Source organism: Streptomyces sp. JL2001 (genome assembly GCF_050917515.1).
Classification (GTDB): domain Bacteria; phylum Actinomycetota; class Actinomycetes; order Streptomycetales; family Streptomycetaceae; genus Streptomyces.
Genome location: NZ_CP169421.1, coordinates 5,516,321 through 5,530,490 on the forward strand (window position 1 = coordinate 5,516,321; position 14,170 = coordinate 5,530,490).

Consider the following 14,170-nt stretch of genomic DNA (forward strand, 5'->3'; position numbering starts at 1 on the left):
CGATGAGGGGGCCAGCTTGCGTAGCCGTCAGAGTAGCCGTGGGCGCGGTCAATTGGAATGTTTACGCAGGTCATAGCGCTGCGATGACTCTCCCCGGCGTACAGCCCGGCTCGTCTGCCTTCCGGATTCGGGGAGCCCCCGACCGTGACACCGGTCGGGGGCTCTTTCCGTCCGGGACGGCCCTCAGCGGTCGCAGGCGACGCCGTCCCCGTCCCGGTCGAGGGCGGCGCGGTAGCCGGGTTCGCCGCTGCGGATCGGTGCGGCGTGCGCCGCTCGGGCGGCCGCGCAGTTCGCGTAGTACACGCCCCCGCCGCCGGTCGTCCCGCCGTCCGTCGTCCCGCCGTCGCGCGTGGAGCCGTCCGCCTCGTCGTTCCCCGCGGCCGTCCCGCCCGTGTCCGGACGCAGCGCGGTGTTCGGGTTCGGCGGGCACGCGGTCGCCGGGGCGGTCAGGGAGAGGTAGGCCGTCTGGTACTGCGGGGTCTGGACCTCCTCGGCCGGGCGCGGGTCCTGGAAGCAGACCTTCCAGGCGGCCACGTCCTCGGGGAGCGTGACGTCGGTGTACGCGCTCCGCGGCTCGCTCGCCCTGAACCCGGTCCGTGCGATCACCTGCGAGGCCTCGTCGAAGGTCTTGCCGGTGACGGCCGGCATCTTCGGCCACGGCACCTTGTCGCCGTCCTTCGCCGGGCACAGGGCGTCGATCCGGACGACACCGAAGTCCAGCACGGGCCGCCCGCCCGGCTGTTCGTCGGCCGGCGTCTGGAAGCAGACCTTCCATCCGTCGGCGTCCCACTGGGCGGCGTCCTGGTCGGAGGCGTCGTGCGAGACGGAGTCGTACCCGGCCGTCCGAGCGCCCGACTTCGCCTCATCGAGGCTCCTGCCCACGAAGGTCGGCGGGCCGGTGGGCGTCGGCCGGGCGGTCGGGCCGCCCGTCGCGGCACCCGCCGACGCGGTGGCCCGCGGCTCGGCGTCGGCCGCGGGGTCCGCGGGCGGCGGGTCGGCGAACAGCAGCACGAGGAACCACAGGCCCGACAGGACGGTGGCGACGATCTTCCGGTTGCGGCTCCACCGGCCCAGCCAGGTCAGCGCGATGCCGACGGGTGGCAGGACGACCAGCGTCGCGACGGCCAGTGCCGGGTGCCGCCACCACGCCCGGGCGGGCGCGGCGGGGGGCGGGTACGGCGACTGCGGCGGTGGGGGCGGGTACACGGGGCTCCTCGCGGCAGGGCCGCTCGCGGCGGCGGTCAAGTGCCCGGATCCTACTAAGAGTTGCGGTTCGCCCACGGGGAGTACGGAAAGTCCGGGGCCGGGAGGGGCCCGGGGGCGCCGTGTGGTGCGCGGCCCGCAGCGGCCGCGCCCGGGCCGGATGGGTGCTCAGGCCGGCAGGGACCGCTCGGCCACCCGCCGCAGATGCCCGGCGAAGACGTCGCCGGCCTCGGGGGTGAGGGTGCGCAGCGCGACCATCGCCGTGATGATCACGTCGGAGAGTTCGGCCTCCACGTCCTGCCAGGAATGACTGGTGCCCTTGCGCGGGTTCTGGCCGGTCGCGCCGATCACGGCCTGCGCGACCTCGCCGACCTCCTCGGAGAGCTTCAGGACCCGCAGCAGGACCTCCTGCCCCGGCTGCAGGTCCTGATGGTCGGTGAGCCAGCCGTGCAGCCGGTCGATGGTGCTCCAGGCGTCGTCCATGTGGGCCAGCCTGCCAGGTGGGGCGCGCGGACGACGCCCGGACGCGGGACACCGCCGATCCGGGTGAACCGGGCCGGGCGGCGGCCGCCCGTGCCGCTCGCCCAGGTGGCCGAGTCCGTCCGCTGAACGCGGCACCCCGGCGGCCCGGGTTCACCCGGATCGGGGGCCGCCAGGTGTACGGGTAGGCCATGACCATCCCCGTGGACAAACTCACCGACCCCGCCGTGCGCGCCTTCGTCACGGCCCTCAACGCCAACGACCGCGACGCCTTCCGCACCGCACTCGTCGACGGCGCCACCATGTCCGACGACGGTTCGGAGCGCGACCTCGACGACTGGACCGACAAGGAGATCTTCTCCTCGCGCGGCCACATGGAGATCGAGTCCGTCAAGGACGGCGGGCACGCGCTCGTCGCCCGCTTCCGCAACGACACCTGGGGCGAGATGCGCACCCGCTGGCGCTTCGTCGTCGAGGGCGGCAAGGTCGCCCGCTTCGAGACCGGCCAGGCCTAACGCCGTACGGGCGGGGCCGGTCGGCGCGGCGGAAGGACGGTCGGAGGGTGACCGGCGGGCCCGCCCCGCGCCCCGCGCCCCGCCCGCGGGGCGTGCCCCCGCGCCCCGCCCGGCCCGCTCGCTACCCCCGGCCGATGTACGGCATGGTCGTCGCCATCACCGTCGCGAACTGCACGTTCGCCTCCAGCGGCAGCCCCGCCATGTGCACCACCGTCGCCGCCACGTCGGCGGCGTCCATCACCGGCTCCACCGCCAGTTCGCCGTTGGCCTGCAGGATCCCGGTCCGCATCCGCGCCGTCATCTCCGTCGCCGCGTTCCCGATGTCCAGCTGCCCGCAGGCGATCCGGTACGGGCGGCCTTCCAGCGACAGCGACTTCGTCAGCCCCGTCATCGCGTGCTTGGTCGCGGTGTACGCGATGGAGTGCGGGCGCGGCACGTGCGCCGAGATCGAGCCGTTGTTGATGATCCGGCCGCCTTGCGGGGCCTGTTCCCGCATGGTCCGGAACGCCGCCTGCGCGCACAGGAACGCGCCCGTCAGGTTGACGTCGACGGCCGCCCGCCAGGTCTCGTAGTCGAGGTCCTCGACCGCGACTCCGCCGCCCGCGAACGTCCCGGCGTTGTTGAACAGCAGGTCGACCCGGCCGAACCGGTCCCGTACCGCCTCGAACAGAGCCGTCACTGCCTGCGGCGACGTCACGTCGGTCGGGACGCAGAGGGTCTCTCCCGAGCTCACGGCCGCGGCCGTCTCCTCCAGGGCCTCCTGCCTGCGGCCCGCCAGCGCCACCGACCAGCCGGCCTCCGCGAGGGCCCGTGCCACGCTCCGGCCGATACCCGAACCCGCTCCCGTCACCACTGCCACACGCGACTCAGTGCTCATGGGCGCGCAGCGTACGGGAGGTCGGTGCACAGGGAACTCATCTGTCCGACACGCGGATGTTCTGTACCCGACAACCCTGGGTCTTCCCGTGCCACTCCAATACCGGACGGACAACATCCGTCAGGGGAGGGGCTCATGACACCCGCGCAGACCCACACCGACGAACTCCGCGCCGCCGCGGCCCGGTTCGGCCGCCGCCGGTTCCTCACCGTCACCGGGGCGGCCGCCGCGCTCGCCTTCGCCGTCAACCTTCCGGCCGCCGGTGCCGCGAGCGCCGCCGAACTCGACGCCCGCCGGATCACCGAGGACCCGTTCACCCTCGGGGTGGCCTCGGGAGACCCGCTGCCCGGCTCCGTGCTGCTGTGGACCCGGCTCGCCCCCCGCCCCTTCCAGGCCGACGCCGGGCTGCCGCGCGAGCGGGTCGCCGTCCGGTGGGAACTGGCCCACGACGAGCGGTTCCGCAGGATCGCCGGACGGGGGACGGCCACCGCCCGCCCGGAGTTCCAGCACACCGTGCACGTCGAGGTCGGCCACCTCGCCCCGGGCCGGGCGTACTTCTACCGCTTCCGCGCCGGCGACTGGGTCAGCCCCGTGGGCCGCACCCGCACCGCGCCCGCCCCCGGGGCCCGGATCTCCGGCCTCACCCTCGCCGCCGTGTCCTGCCAGGCCTACCACGACGGCTACTTCACGGCCTACAAGCACCTCGCCGACGAGGACCTCGACGTCGTCTTCCACCTCGGCGACTACCTCTACGAGTACGCCGTGAACGCCACCGGCGGCGCCCGCGCCTACACCGACCGCCGGCTGCCCGACGTCTTCGACCGGGAGACCCTCACCCTGGAGGACTACCGGCTGCGCTACGCCCTCTACAAGTCGGACCCCGAGCTGAGGGCCGCGCACGCCGCACACCCCTTCGTCGTCACGTGGGACGACCACGAGACCGAGAACAACTACGCGGACGACATCCCCGAGAACGACGTGCCGCCGGAGGAGTTCCTCGCCCGCCGCGCCGCCGCCTACCGCGCCTACTGGGAGAACCAGCCGCTGCGCGCGCCCCAGCGGCCCGTCGGCCCCGACATGAAGCTCTACCGCCGCCTGCGCTTCGGCCGGCTCGCGCAGTTCGACGTCCTCGACACCCGCCAGTACCGCTCCGACCAGGCGTACGGCGACGGCTGGCAGGTCCCCGGACCGGAGTCCGAGGACCCCTCCCGCACCCTGACCGGCGCCACCCAGGAGCGGTGGCTGATCGACGGGTGGCGGCGGTCGGACGCGCGCTGGAACGTCGTGCCGCAGCAGGTCGTGTTCGCCGAGCGCCGCAACGTCCCGACCGCCGGCTACAAGCTGTCCATGGACTCCTGGGACGGCTACCCGGCCTCCCGGCAGCGGGTCCTGGACGGGGCCGCCGCCGCCGGCGTCGACAACCTGATGGTCCTCACCGGCGACGTCCACGTCGGCCACGCGTTCGACCTCAAGGCCGACTTCCGCGACCCGGCCTCCCGGACCGTCGGCACGGAGATCGTCGCCACCTCCATCGCCAGCGGCAAGGACGGCGCGGACCGGCCGGCCAACCACGACGCCCTGACCCGGGCCAACCCGCACATGAGGTTCTACAACGGGCGGCGCGGATACGTGAAGGTCGCGCTCGGCGAGCGCAGCGCGCGGGCGGACTTCCGTACGGTGACGGCCGTGACGACCCCGGGTGCCCCGGTCGCCACGGCCGCGTCCTTCGTCACGGAGGCGGGGAGGCCGGGCCTCACGCCGGCCTAGGTCCTGTCCGGGCCTCCGCCCGGATCGGTACCGCCGCGCGCCCGGCCGGATCCGTCCCGATCCGGCCGGGCGCGCCGCGGCTCACCCTCGTCCGTGCCGCGGCGCCGTCACACCCGTGCCGAGGCCCGCTCCGCGGGATAGCGGACGCCGATGCGGTCCCGCACCGCGTCGAGCGTCCGCATCACCGCGAGCGAACCGTCCAGCGGGACCAGCGGCGACTCGGTCTCGCCGGCCCGCAGGCACCGCATGACCTCGGCCGCCTCGTGCCGGAAGGTGTACCGCTCGGCGGTGCCGTCGCCCGCGATCACGTGGTCCTCCGGCTCGTGACCCGTCCGGTGCAGGGTGAACCGCTCCGGGTGGAAGAAGCCGCGCGGGAAGTCGATCCGGCCCCGCGAGCCCGTCACGGAGGCGGTCATCGGGGTGTCCGCCGCGATCGAGCAGGACAGCAGGGCCGAGGCCCCGGAGTCCGACCAGCCCAGCAGCACGGCCGTGTTCAGGTCCACGCCCTCCGGCGAGAGCAGCGCGTGCGCCTGGACGGAGTCGGGTTCGCCGAGCAGCAGCTGCGCGAACGAGACCGGGTACACCCCGAGGTCGAGGAGCGCCCCGCCGCCCACGGCGGGATCACGCAGCCGGTGGTCGGCCGCGAAGGGACCTTCGAGGCCGAAGTCCGCCTGGACGGTCCGGACCTCGCCGATCGCCCCGTCCGCGACCAGGGCGGCCACCCGCCGGATCAGCGGGTTGCAGTACATCCACATGGCCTCCATCAGGAAGAGGCCCCGGTCCCGGGCGAGCGCGACCAGCTCCTCCGCCTCGACGGCGTCGATCGTGAACGCCTTCTCGCACAGGACGGCCTTGCCCGCTTCGAGGGCGAGTCCGGCCGCTGCCCGGTGGGCGTGGTGCGGCGTCGCCACGTACACCACGTCCACGTCCGGGTCGGCGGCCAGCGCGGCCCAGTCCCCGTAAGCCCGTGGTATCCCGAAGCGATCGGCGAAGGACTTCGCCGTCGCCTCCGTGCGGGAGGCGACGGCCACCACCTCCGCGTCTTCCATCCCCAGCAGGTCGGTGGTGAACTGCGCCGCGATCCCTCCGGTCGCCAGCACGCCCCACCGCACGGTCGTTCCGGATCTCCCCATGCCTCACCTCGGAAATAGGTCTCGACCACCCCGGACGAGCTGAGAGCATAGGGAAAGATTCAACGAAATGGAGCAGTCGATGCCGGAGAGCGGCCAGACCACGGCGCAAGGCCATATATCCACCGGCTCCCCCACGGACGGAGTCGCCGCCCGCCGCGCGGGGCTGCTCGTGACCCTCGTCCTCGGTGGTCTCACGGCGCTCCCGCCGCTCTCCATGGACATGTACCTGCCTGCATTGCCGGAGGTCACCGAGGCGCTGCGCTCACCCGCGGCGACCATCCAGCTCACCCTCACCGCCTGCCTCGCCGGCATGGCGCTGGGCCAGCTCGTCGTCGGCCCGATGAGCGACCGGTGGGGGCGCCGCCGCCCGCTGCTCATCGGCATGATCGTGTACGTCGCCGCCACCGCCGTCTGCGCGCTGGCGCCCTCCGCCGAACTGCTCATCGGCTTCCGGCTGCTCCAGGGCCTCGCGGGCGCGGCCGGCATCGTGATCGCCCGGGCCGTCGTCCGCGACCTGTACGACGGCGTCGAGATGGCCCGCTTCTTCTCCACCCTCATGCTGATCTCCGGCGTCGCCCCGATCATCGCCCCGCTCATCGGCGGCCAGATCCTGCGGATCGCCGACTGGCGGGGCGTCTTCCACGTCCTCACCCTCATCGGCGTGCTGCTCACCCTCGTCGTCTGGCGCTTCCTCGGCGAGACCCTGCCGCCGGAGCGGCGGCACGAGGGCGGGGTCGGCGAGGCGCTGCGCACCATGCGCGGACTGCTCGCGGACCGGGTCTTCACCGGCTACATGCTGTCCGGCGGACTGGCCTTCGCCGTCCTCTTCGCCTACATCAGCGCCTCGCCCTTCGTGGTGCAGGAGATCTACGGGGCCTCGCCGCAGACCTTCAGCCTGCTCTTCGGGCTCAACTCCATCGGCCTCGTCGCCGTCGGCCAGGTCAACGGCAAGCTGCTCGTCGGCCGGGTCAGCCTGGACAAGGCGCTCGGCTGGGGGCTGTGCGTCATCCTGCTGGCCTCGGTGGCGCTGCTGCTGATGACGAGCGGGGTCTTCGGCGAGGTGGGCCTGGTCCCGATCGCCGCGGGTCTGTTCGTGCTGATGTCCGCGATGGGCCTGGCGATGCCCAACACCAACGCGCAGGCGCTGATGCGCACCCCGCACGCGGCGGGCTCGGCGTCCGCGCTGCTCGGTACCTCCTCCTTCCTCATCGGGGCGGTCGCCTCGCCCCTCGTCGGGATCGCGGGGGAGGCGACGGCGGTGCCCATGGCCGTCGTGCAGCTGGTCTGCGCGACGGCGGCGCTCACCTGCTTCCTGGGCCTCTGCCGCCCGTGGCGCGGCCGCGAGCAGCGGAAGGCCGTCTGAGCCGAGGGGTCCGGCGGGCGGCCCGCCCGGCTCGCGGCGCCCTCCGAGCACCCGCGTCGGCGCCCTGCGGCGCCCGGGGTCCGGCGGGCGGCCGGAGCGCCCGCGCGCGCCGCCTAACATGTCCGGGTGAACGCCTCTCCTCCGACCGCTCCCACCGCCGACACCCTGCGGGCCGCGCTCGCCGGGCTCCTCGACGGGCTGCCCCCGCGGCAGGCGGCGTCGGCCGTCGAGCGCCTGATCGCCAACTACCGCGGGACCACGCCCACCGACGCCCCCGTGCTGCGCGACCGGTCCGACGTCGCCGCGTACGCCGCGTACCGGATGCCGGCGACCTTCGAGGCGGTACGTGCGGCGCTCGACGCGCTGCGGGACGCGGCACCCGAGTGGGAGCCGGCCGCGCACACGGACATCGGCGGCGGCACCGGCGCGGCGAGCTGGGCGGTCGCCGAGGCATGGGAGGGTGCGGCCCGCACGACGGTCCTGGACTGGGCGGAGCCGGCCCTCGCGCTGGGACGGGAGCTCGCCGAGGGCGTCTTCGCGGCGGAGTGGCGGCGGGCCCGGATCAGCGGGGCGCTCACGCTCGACGGGACCGACCTCGTGACGGTCTCCTACGTCCTGAAGGAGCTGACCGAATCCGATCGCCGGGCGGTCGTCACCGAGGCCGCGCGGGCGGCTCAGGCCGTCGTGATCGTGGAGCCGGGCACGCCCGACGGCTACGAACGGATCATCGCCGCGCGGTCGCTGCTCGTGGAGGCGGGGCTGACGGTCGCGGCGCCGTGCCCGCACAGCGGCGCCTGCCCGATCGAACCGGGTACGGACTGGTGCCACTTCGCGGCGCGGGTGAGCCGTTCCTCGCTGCACCGCCAGGTGAAGGGCGGCTCGCTGCCGTACGAGGACGAGAAGTTCAGCTACGTCGCGGCGACCCGCTTCCCCGTCGTGCCGGCGCCCGCGCGGATCACGCGCAGGCCGCAGATCCGCAAGGGGCAGGTCCTGCTCGACCTGTGCGGGCCCCCGGAGGCGGGACTGACCCGCGAGACGGTCACCAAGCGCCACGGTGCGCTCTACCGTGCGGCGCGCGACGCCGACTGGGGCGACGCCTGGCCGCCGGAGGACTGAGCCCGCGGCGCTCGGCCCGCGGGTGCGACCCCCGGAGGCGTGACGCCCCCGGGGGCGGGGCGGGTGTCAGGCCGCCGTGCGCAGCTCCTGGGTGCAGCACTTGACGCTGCCGCCGCCCTTGAGGAGTTCCGACAGGTCCATGCCCACCGGGTCGAAGCCCCGGTTCCGCAGCGGTTCGAACAGGCCCACCGCGGCCTGGGGCAGCAGCACGTGCAGGCCGTCACTGACGGCGTTCAGGCCGAGCGCCGCGGCGTCGCGCTCCGTGGCCAGCAGGGCGTCGGGGAAGAGCCGGGCCAGGACGGCCCTGCTCCCGGGGGAGAAGGCGCCCGGGTAGTACATGATCTCGTCGCGGGCGTCGTCCAGGACGCACAGCGCCGTGTCCAGGTGGTAGTAGCGCGGGTCCACCAGCTCCAGACCGATCACCGGGCGGCCGAAGTACTCCTGTGCCTCGTCGTGCGAGAGCGGGCTGGAGCGGAAGCCGCGGCCGGCCAGGATCCAGGAGGCGGTCACGGCGAAGTCGCCCTCGCCCTCGTTCACGTGCTCCGGCTCCCACAGGTCCGCGTAACCGTTCCTGCGGAACCAGTCCAGGTGTGCCGCCGCCTCGTCCGTGCGCTCCGGGTGGGCGAACCGGGCGCCGAGCACCCGGCCGTCCACGACGGTCGCGCCGTTCGCGGCGAAGACCATGTCCGGCAGGCCCGGTTGCGGGTCGAGCAGCTCGACGGCGTGGCCGAGCGAGCCGTAGCGGTCGCGGAGGTCCTCCCACTGGGCGAGGGCCAGGGGCAGGTCGACCGGTTTCGTGGGGTCCATCCAGGGGTTGATGGAGTACGTCACCTCGAAGTGCGTGGGTGGGCACATCAGGTAACGGCGAAGCGAAGCCTCGCGCGGAGTAGGGCGCAATGAGGGCTCCTCACGGACGGTGGTTCGGATGGTCCCCATGGTCCGCCCTCCCCGGCGTCCGCGCAGTGAACCGTTCGGGTGGTTCGGCCGAATATCGGCGTGGCACAGGCGGCGAGACGCGTCGTCTCGCGACTGCTAGATTGCTTCCATGTCCGACACCAAGGCCCCCGACGCCTCGCGCCGCAGCGAACGCTCCCGCCGCGCCATCTACGACGCCGCCCTCGCCCTCGTCACCGAGTCCGGGTACACCAGGACCACGATCGAGGGCATCGCCGCCCGCGCGGGTGTCGGCAAGCAGACGATCTACCGCTGGTGGCCCTCCAAGTCCGCCGTCCTGCTCGACGCCTTCCTCGACCTCGCCGCCCGGGCCCACGAGGCCCTCGGCGGCGACTCCGGGAGTGAGATCCCCGACACCGGGGACCTCGCCGCCGACCTCAGGTTCGTGCTGCGCGCGACCGTGGACGAGCTGAACGACCCGACCTACGACGGCCCCACCCGCGCGCTGGCGGCCGAGGGCCTGGTCGATCCGGAGCTCGGCGCCCGGTTCGTCGAGCGGCTCCTCGAACCCCAGCTCCAGTACTACGCGCGCCGCATCGAGGCCGCCCAGGCGGCCGGGGACGTCGACCCCGCCGTCGACCCGCGCATCGCCCTCGAACTCCTGGTCGGCCCGCTGAACCACCGCTGGCAGCACCGCACCCTGCCGCTGACCCACGCCTACGCCGACACCCTCGTCGACTACGTCCTGCGCGGTATCGCCCCCCGCTCCTGAGGTCCCTGTGCGCCGTCCCACCCCACCCCGGTTGGGAAGTCCGGTCACCCGGAGCGCAGGATGGTGGGACCATGGGCAGAGCCGAACGGGCGAGCACGAGCGTGTGAGGGGATAGATGGGCGACGGCAAAGGCCGCTACCGCGGCACGGAGAGCAGGCTCGCGGGCTGGCTGCGCAGGCGCCCCCGCCGCACCCCCGCGGACGACGGGAACGACCGCGAGAAGCTGCTCCTGGCCGTCGCCGCCGCGGGAATGCCCCTCGCCCCCGCCGCGTATCCGGTCGGCTACCGATGTTCCTGCGAGCGCATGGGCTGTCCCACCCCGGCCCGGCATCCGGTGTCCTTCGCCTGGCAGACCCAGTCGACCACCGACCGCGCCCAGATCGAACGCTGGGCCCGTGCCGAGCCGGGCGCGAACTTCGTCACCGCCACCGGCATGGTGCACGACGTCCTCGACGTCCCGCTGGAGGCCGGGCGCGCCGCCCTGGCCCGGCTCCTCGACCAGGGGATCGACGTCGGCCCCGTCGCCGAGTCCGCGCCGACCGCGGGCGACGGCGGCCGGATGCTCTTCTTCACCGCCACCCGAGGCACCCCCGAGGACGAGGACGAGTGGTGGCCCTGCGAGCTGGACTGCCATCCGGAGACCATGGACGAGCATCCCGGGCTGCGCTGGCACTGCCGGGGCAGCTACGTGCTCCTGCCGCCGTCCCGGCTCATCGGTGACGAGGAGGAGCATCCGGGCGTCTCCTGGGCCCGCGGCCCCGAGCACCCGCTGCCGGACCCCCTGAACCTGCTGGAGACCCTCACCGACGCCTGCGCCCGGCACCTCGCCGAGCAGGAGCAGCAGTCGGGCCACGAGGTCGCCTGGCCGTTGAGCCGTTGAGCCCCGCGGGTCCTGTCCGCCCGGACAGGACCCGGACCGCCTACGAGCCCTCCGCCGCCGTCACGCCCTGCAGCCGCCCCGCGACCGTGACCCCGTCCTGCGCCGCGCCCGCCGGCTTCACGAGCACCGCCTGGCTGGACACCCACGTCTTGGTGACCGACCGCTTGATCTCGCCGGTCAGCAGGGCCTTCACATCGGCGCCGACCTTCGGGCGGTAGCCCTGGGCCGCGGTCTGCCGCTCGAAGTACTTCGTCGCGAAGAAGACCAGCGCCCCGCCCTCGCGCGTCGCGAGCCCCAGCGGCGCGAAGTCGCCGGTGTCCGTGGCCTCGTCGATGTACTGGGTGGCGAGACCGGCCCGCTGGGCCGACTTCTGCCGCTCGGTCCGCCACACCGAGGTGTGCGGACCGGCGGCGAACGGCCCGGGCCGGCCGGTCGAGAGGTAGGAGACGTACTCCCTGCCGAGGTTCTGCGGCGCGACCGCCAGCCGCGTGGAGTCGGGTGGGACCGGGACCGCGAAGCCGGCGTCGTCGGTCGCGAAGGCCGGCACCTCGTCCGGGGTGAGGATCGTCAGATAGGCGACCTCCCACAACTGCGTGGCGCCGTTGCGGACGAACACCAGCAGCCACCGGTTGTCGCCGGGGCCCTGGTCGGTGTCCCGGTTGGAGTCGGTGTCCGCGACGAACCAGCGCGGCCAGCCCGCCTTCTTCGGCAGCAGGAACTTCGCGTCCGACAGCTCCAGCGGCACGTGGCCCGGGTTCCCGTTCGGACTTGTGACCGAACGGGACTTCAGGCCCGCCTGGTTGATCGCCCCGAGCGGACCGGTGACCCGGCCCGCGGTGAGGGCCGGGTCGTTCGCCTTGTCGCCCTTGTTGTAGGCGTCGACGAAGTCCTTGAGAGCCTGCTCGGCCTCAGACTTCGTCGCCGCCGGCAGGAGCTCCAGCTCGCCGTGCACCGTCACGCAGCTGCTCGCCGTCAGCGCCAGCACCGTCGCCGCCGCCGTCGCCACGAGCGCCCTCGCCGGCCGCCTCAGCTTTCTCATCGGTCGCCTTCTGCTCCTTCACCCGCACGGACGGAACCGACCCTACCGGGGCCAGGAACAGGACGAGTGTCGGGATCAGATAGAGCGCCCACACCGTGACCTGAACGACCGTCGGGTCGGGCTGGAAGTTGAAGACGCCCTTCAGCAGGGTGCCGTACCAGCTGTCCGGCGGGATCGTCTCCGAGACGTCGAAGGCCTTGTTCGCGAGGCCCCCGACGAAACGCGCCTCCTGCAGGTCGTGCACGCCGTACGCCAGCACGCCGGCCGCCACCACGACCAGCATGCCGCCGGTCCAGGTGAAGAACTTCGCCAGGTTGATCCTGAGCGCGCCGCGGTAGAACAGCCAGCCGAGGACGATCGCGGTCGCGATGCCCAGCAGCACGCCGGCCAGCGGGGCGGACGTGCCGTCCTGCGAGGCCCGTACGGACGCCCACACGAACAGCGCCGTCTCCAGGCCCTCGCGGCCCACGGCCAGGAAGGCCGTGGCGACCAGCGCGCCGGTGCCCATCTGCAGCGCCGCGTCCAGCCGCCCGTGCAGCTCCTTCCTCAGGTGCCGCGCCGTCCGACGCATCCAGAAGACCATCCAGGTCACCAGGCACACGGCGACGATGGAGAGCGAGCCGCCCAGCAGCTCCTGCGCCTCGAACGTCAGCTCCTGCGAGCCGAATTCGAGGGCGAAGCCGAAGGCCAGGGCCAGCGAGACCGCCACCCCGATGCCGATCCAGATCGGCTTCAGGGCGTCACGGCGGCCCGTCTTCACCAGGTACGCGATGAGGATGCAGACGACCAGGCTGGCCTCCAGGCCCTCGCGGAGGCCGATCAGATAGTTGCCGAACACGCCGGCTCCCTTCGGTAATGCCCGACCACTGCTACGAGAACAGCGCCCGGCCCCACCAGTCGTCCTTGTCGCGGACGCCCGGCGGGACGGCGAACAGCGCCGAACCCACGTGCTGGATGTACTCGTTGAGGACGTCGGCCCGTGCCAGCGAGGTCTGTACCGGGATGAAGCCCTTGCGGACGTCGCGCTGGTACGCGAGGAAGAACAGGCCCGCGTCGAGGCGGCCCAGGCCGTCCGTGCCGTCCGTGAAGGAGTAGCCGCGGCGCAGGATCGTCGCCCCGTCGTTGGAGTCCGGGTGCGCGAGCCGGACGTGCGCCTCCGGCTTCATCGCCTTCAGGAACGGCTCGTCGTGCTCCTTGGCCTTGCCGACCGGCGCGCCCTCGCGCTTGTCGCGGCCGAAGATGTCCTCCTGCTCCTGGAGCGAGGTGCGGTCCCAGGTCTCGATGTTCATCCGGATCCGGCGCGCCACCAGGTAGGAGCCGCCCGCCATCCACGCGGGGCCGTCCTTCTCGGCGGCCCACACGTGCTTGTCGAGCGCGGCGGTGTCGGTGCCCGCGATGTTCCGGGTGCCGTCCTTGAAGCCCATCATGTTGCGCGGGGTCTGCGCCTCGGGCGTCGTCGAGGAGGTCTTGCCGAAACCGAGCTGCGACCAGCGGACCGCGACCTTGCCGAAGCCGATCCGGGCCAGATTGCGGATCGCGTGCACCGCGACCTGGGGGTCGTCGGCGCAGGCCTGGACGCACAGGTCGCCGCCGCTGCGGGCCGGGTCCAGGTTGTCGCCGGGGAACTTCGGCAGGTCGACCAGGGCCCCGGGTCGCCGGTCCTTCAGGCCGAAGCGCCCGTCGAACAGGGAGGGGCCGAAGCCGATGGTGAGCGTGAGGCGGCACGGCTTGAGGCCGAGGGCCTCGCCGGTGTCGTCCGGCGGAGCCTCCGGCAGGCCGCCGTAGGCGCCCTCGCCGACCTCGTGACCGGCCGTCATGAGCTCGGCGGCGCGCGTCCAGTCCTTGAGGAGCTGGACGAGCTCGGCCCGGTCCTTCGTCTTCACGTCGAAGGCCGCGAAGTGCAGCCGGTCCTGGACGGCGCTGGCGATGCCGGCCTGGTGGGGGCCGTGGAAGGGGACGGCGGAGCCGCTGTCGGCGGCGGGCACCGTGGTGTCCCCGCTGCGGGTCAGGGCGACGGCGCCGCCGGCCGCGGCGGCGCCGAGCGCGAGCCCGGCACCTCCCCAGCCCAGCACCTTGCGCCGAGAGGCCGTCGGCTCGTTCGGGTGTTCGGTCGACTCGGTCATCTGGTCCT

General features: G+C 73.5%; 14 protein-coding genes. 6 read left to right on the forward strand and 8 right to left on the reverse strand.

Going from position 1 to position 14,170, the window contains the following annotated elements:
- Nucleotides 1-183 precede the first annotated feature (183 nt).
- A complete protein-coding gene (locus ACE1OA_RS24585; RefSeq protein WP_432753407.1) occupies nucleotides 184-1,206 on the reverse strand; it encodes an excalibur calcium-binding domain-containing protein in 1,023 nt (340 codons plus the stop codon).
- A 165-nt stretch (nucleotides 1,207-1,371) separates the two neighbouring features.
- On the reverse strand, nucleotides 1,372-1,686 hold the full coding sequence (locus tag ACE1OA_RS24590; RefSeq protein WP_356609139.1) for a MazG-like family protein: 315 nt from the start codon (nucleotides 1,684-1,686) through the stop codon (nucleotides 1,372-1,374).
- A gap of 188 nt (nucleotides 1,687-1,874) precedes the next feature.
- Between ACE1OA_RS24590 and ACE1OA_RS24595 the strand changes: the two genes are divergently transcribed.
- Entirely contained in the window at nucleotides 1,875-2,198 is a 324-nt protein-coding gene (locus ACE1OA_RS24595) for a nuclear transport factor 2 family protein (protein WP_356609141.1), read from the forward strand.
- A gap of 121 nt (nucleotides 2,199-2,319) precedes the next feature.
- Here the strand turns inward: ACE1OA_RS24595 and ACE1OA_RS24600 are convergent, their stop codons facing one another.
- Nucleotides 2,320-3,075, reverse strand: coding sequence for an SDR family oxidoreductase (locus ACE1OA_RS24600; protein ID WP_432753408.1), 756 nt, complete (start codon nucleotides 3,073-3,075; stop codon nucleotides 2,320-2,322).
- A gap of 135 nt (nucleotides 3,076-3,210) precedes the next feature.
- Here ACE1OA_RS24600 and ACE1OA_RS24605 point away from each other — a divergent pair, with 135 nt between their 5' ends.
- Nucleotides 3,211-4,842 (forward strand): alkaline phosphatase D family protein, encoded by a 1,632-nt coding sequence (locus ACE1OA_RS24605; protein ID WP_432753409.1) that lies wholly within the window; start codon nucleotides 3,211-3,213, stop codon nucleotides 4,840-4,842.
- A gap of 107 nt (nucleotides 4,843-4,949) precedes the next feature.
- Here ACE1OA_RS24605 and ACE1OA_RS24610 read toward each other — a convergent pair whose 3' ends face one another.
- Nucleotides 4,950-5,975, reverse strand: coding sequence for a Gfo/Idh/MocA family protein (locus tag ACE1OA_RS24610; protein ID WP_432753410.1), 1,026 nt, complete (start codon nucleotides 5,973-5,975; stop codon nucleotides 4,950-4,952).
- 67 nt (nucleotides 5,976-6,042) lie between these two features.
- Here ACE1OA_RS24610 and ACE1OA_RS24615 point away from each other — a divergent pair, with 67 nt between their 5' ends.
- Together ACE1OA_RS24615 and ACE1OA_RS24620 are read left to right on the forward strand one after the other, a co-directional pair.
- Nucleotides 6,043-7,338 (forward strand): Bcr/CflA family multidrug efflux MFS transporter, encoded by a 1,296-nt coding sequence (locus ACE1OA_RS24615; RefSeq protein WP_386541230.1) that lies wholly within the window; start codon nucleotides 6,043-6,045, stop codon nucleotides 7,336-7,338.
- Nucleotides 7,339-7,464: 126 nt separating this feature from the next.
- Nucleotides 7,465-8,454, forward strand: a complete 990-nt coding sequence (locus ACE1OA_RS24620) for a small ribosomal subunit Rsm22 family protein (protein ID WP_432753411.1) — start codon at nucleotides 7,465-7,467, stop codon at nucleotides 8,452-8,454.
- A 66-nt stretch (nucleotides 8,455-8,520) separates the two neighbouring features.
- On the opposite strand, the gene ddaH is transcribed toward ACE1OA_RS24620, so the two are convergent.
- Nucleotides 8,521-9,390 carry a dimethylargininase gene (gene ddaH / locus ACE1OA_RS24625; protein ID WP_361316656.1) on the reverse strand — a complete coding sequence of 290 codons (870 nt, stop codon included), beginning with the start codon at nucleotides 9,388-9,390 and terminating at the stop codon, nucleotides 8,521-8,523.
- Between the two features lie 109 nt (nucleotides 9,391-9,499).
- Here ddaH and ACE1OA_RS24630 point away from each other — a divergent pair, with 109 nt between their 5' ends.
- On the forward strand, nucleotides 9,500-10,120 hold the full coding sequence (locus tag ACE1OA_RS24630) for a TetR/AcrR family transcriptional regulator (protein WP_432753412.1): 621 nt from the start codon (nucleotides 9,500-9,502) through the stop codon (nucleotides 10,118-10,120).
- A 115-nt stretch (nucleotides 10,121-10,235) separates the two neighbouring features.
- Nucleotides 10,236-11,000, forward strand: a complete 765-nt coding sequence (locus tag ACE1OA_RS24635; RefSeq protein ID WP_356609155.1) for a bifunctional DNA primase/polymerase — start codon at nucleotides 10,236-10,238, stop codon at nucleotides 10,998-11,000.
- 40 nt (nucleotides 11,001-11,040) lie between these two features.
- Here the strand turns inward: ACE1OA_RS24635 and ACE1OA_RS24640 are convergent, their stop codons facing one another.
- Genes ACE1OA_RS24640 through efeB form a run of 3 tightly spaced genes read right to left on the reverse strand, consistent with a single transcriptional unit; the run spans nucleotide 11,041 to nucleotide 14,162 of the window.
- Nucleotides 11,041-12,006, reverse strand: a complete 966-nt coding sequence (locus tag ACE1OA_RS24640) for a hypothetical protein (protein ID WP_356609192.1) — start codon at nucleotides 12,004-12,006, stop codon at nucleotides 11,041-11,043.
- A complete protein-coding gene (gene efeU / locus ACE1OA_RS24645; RefSeq protein ID WP_386541224.1) occupies nucleotides 11,909-12,877 on the reverse strand; it encodes an iron uptake transporter permease EfeU in 969 nt (322 codons plus the stop codon). The genes ACE1OA_RS24640 and efeU overlap by 98 nt, the downstream gene beginning before the upstream one ends.
- A 31-nt stretch (nucleotides 12,878-12,908) precedes the next feature.
- Nucleotides 12,909-14,162, reverse strand: coding sequence for an iron uptake transporter deferrochelatase/peroxidase subunit (efeB, locus tag ACE1OA_RS24650; protein ID WP_356609159.1), 1,254 nt, complete (start codon nucleotides 14,160-14,162; stop codon nucleotides 12,909-12,911).
- Nucleotides 14,163-14,170: the final 8 nt, after the last annotated feature.